Origin of the sequence: Dermacoccus sp. CCH2-D9 (genome assembly GCF_001556795.1) — a bacterium.
In the GTDB taxonomy this organism is placed as follows: domain Bacteria; phylum Actinomycetota; class Actinomycetes; order Actinomycetales; family Dermatophilaceae; genus Dermacoccus; species Dermacoccus nishinomiyaensis.
Genome location: NZ_LSJT01000014.1, coordinates 1 through 2524 on the forward strand (window position 1 = coordinate 1; position 2524 = coordinate 2524).

General features: G+C 68.9%; 2 protein-coding genes and 1 pseudogene. 1 reads left to right on the forward strand and 2 read right to left on the reverse strand.

Annotated elements, in window-relative coordinates:
• Positions 1–568, reverse strand: a pseudogene (locus AX669_RS01340) (NADH:flavin oxidoreductase/NADH oxidase); the annotation flags it as partial.
• Between the two features lie 121 nt (positions 569–689).
• Entirely contained in the window at positions 690–1604 is a 915-nt protein-coding gene (locus tag AX669_RS01345; protein WP_062256117.1) for a hypothetical protein, read from the reverse strand.
• A gap of 122 nt (positions 1605–1726) precedes the next feature.
• Between AX669_RS01345 and AX669_RS01350 the strand changes: the two genes are divergently transcribed.
• Positions 1727–2506, forward strand: coding sequence for a CoA transferase subunit A (locus tag AX669_RS01350; protein ID WP_062256119.1), 780 nt, complete (start codon positions 1727–1729; stop codon positions 2504–2506).
• Positions 2507–2524: the final 18 nt, after the last annotated feature.

The window sequence follows — 2524 nt, forward strand, 5'->3', positions numbered from 1 at the left end:
GGAACTCGTGCAGCAGGTAGCCGTGCGCTGCGTGGAGCTCGACGACGTCGAAACCGGCCTCGTCCGCGCGTCGGGCGGCGTCGACGAAGGCGTCCACGACGTCGTCGATGTCGGCGAGCGTCATGGCGCGGGGCGTTGCGTAACCGTCGAAGGCGACCGCGGACGGGCCGAGAGCCTCCCAACCGCCTGCGTCGACGGGCACGCTGCCGGAGGGCTCACCCGCGAAGGGGCGGTAGGTCGACGCCTTGCGTCCGGCGTGCGCGAGCTGGACTCCGATCTTCGCGCCGTTCGCGTGGACGGCGTCGACGACGCGGCGCCATGCGGCCACCTGGTCGTGGTTCCACAGGCCGGCGTCCTGGGGGCTGATGCGCCCCTCGGGCGCGACGGCGGTGGCCTCTGTCAGCACGAGCCCGAAACCACCGACGGCGCGCGTCGCGTAGTGGACGAAGTGCCACGCGGTCGGGATACCGTCGCACGCCTCGCAGCTGTACTGACACATCGGCGTGAGCCAGATGCGGTTGCGGAACTCGACGTCGCGCAGGGTGAGGGGTTCGAACAGCTGGGGCATGCGGGGGCCTTTCGTCAGGATCGGGCGCGGCCACGGACCGCGCCTCGTGGGGCCCATGCGACAACGGTGGTTAGGGACGCGATATTTCCTCGGCCCGTTGTCCTGGCCGCGAACCGCTCCGTCAGAACGCCGCCGATGCCTCGCCGCGCTTGACGTCGGCGCGCCATCGCGTGAGGAACGCGGCACCGGCGGCGTCGTTCGTCAGCGCCTGATCGGGCGTGACCTCGACGGGGTAGGTGCGCTCGAGCAGGCCGTCGGCGGGGCGAACGTCGCCGTGGCGCACGACGAATCCACGCTCGTGCAGACGATCAGCCATCGCGTAGTCGCTGCGAGAATCGCCGAGGGTGCGCCACTCGCGCGGGGTGATGCCGCGCGCGGTGAGCAGTTCGATCGCCTTGTCGGCACCGACGTTCTTGCCGACCCCGACGTGCTCGATGTCGGTCGAGATGATCGTCGGATCGATGCGGACGGCGATGTCTTCACTGCCGTTGAGCGCTTCTCGCTCACCCCAGACGACGCCGATCTCCTGCTCGGTGAGGTAATCCCACACCCGCTGATCGAACGCGTGCTGACGTTCGCGGTAGACGTCGAGGTCGATGCCATGGTGCGCCTCGAGGCTCACCATGGCCTTCTTCGTGTCGTCGAAGAACATGGCGTCGTCGAAATCGGGGGCGATACTGCGGCAGTACTCGACGAGCCCCGTCGGAACGCGCAGGGCGTCGTCGACGCGCAGGTCGACGCCCGCGTTGCGCAGGTGCGCGCGCGTCGGGGTGAACCACGTCGCGCCCTTCTCACAGACGGCGATGACGGGCGCGTCGTCGGGTAGTCCGGCGTCGAGCAGGGCGGGCATGACGGTGGCTGCGACGAAGTCGTCGGAGCGACCCGTGTTGAACACGATGGGGACGCCCGCCCGCGCCATCGCGACGAGATCCGTGGCGATCGACGGGATCGCGACGGTGCGCGTCACCGGGCTCGCGATGGGTCCGTCGACGTCGAGGAGGAGGCCGTACAGGGGTTCGCGCAGCTGGCTCGTCATGCTCGAAGTGTCGTCGCGCGCGGGGCCGGTCGCAAGCCGCACCCCCACGCCTCGGTTAAGGATGATTAACTGAAGTCGGCATGGTGTGAGGTGCATCTCACGAAGCGCGATCTGGAGGGTTCATGGACAAGGTGGTGGCCTCGGCCGCGGAAGCGGTCGCCGACATCGGTGACGGTTCGTCGCTCGCCGTCGGAGGGTTCGGGCTGTGCGGCATCCCGAGCGTCCTCATCGCGGCGCTGCACGAGCAGGGCGCGAAGGATCTTGACGTCGTCTCCAACAACTGTGGGGTCGACGACTGGGGTCTCGGCGTGCTGCTGCGCGACGGGCGCCTGCGCACCGTCGTCGCGTCGTACGTGGGCGAGAACAAGGAGTTCGCGCGCCAATACCTCGAGGGCGAGCTGGAGGTGCACCTGACGCCGCAGGGCACCCTCGCGGAGAAGTTGCGCGCCGGTGGCGCAGGCATCCCCGCGTTCTACACGGCGACGGGTGTGGGTACGCAGGTCGCCGACGGCGGCATGCCGTGGAAGTACGCGGCCGACGGCTCGGTAGAGAAGGCCTCACCGGCGAAGGAGACGCGCGTCTACGGTGACGGCGACGACGCGAAGCCGTACGTGCTCGAGGAGGCCATCACGACGGACTTCGCACTCGTGCGTGCGGCGAAGGGTGATCGTCACGGCAACCTGGTGTTCAACCTGTCGGCGCGCAACTTCAACCCGCTGTGCGCGATGGCGGGCCGCGTCGTCGTCGCGGAGGTGGAGCAGCTCGTCGAGCCGGGCGACATCCACCCCGACGACGTCCACCTGCCCGGCATCTACGTGCAGCGAGTCGTGGAATTGACGTCCGAACAGGCTGACGACAAGCGGATCGAGAAGCGCACGACCCGCGAGACGGAGGGTGACTGAGATGGATGGGCGACTGTT

What these genes read in the sequence shown, in the direction of transcription:
- AX669_RS01345 (WP_062256117.1), bottom strand. Translation starts at nt 1,604, where the DNA reads ATGACGAGCCAGCTGCGCGAACCCCTGTACGGCCTCCTCCTCGACGTC.
- AX669_RS01350 (WP_062256119.1), top strand. Translation starts at nt 1,727, where the DNA reads ATGGACAAGGTGGTGGCCTCGGCCGCGGAAGCGGTCGCCGACATCGGT.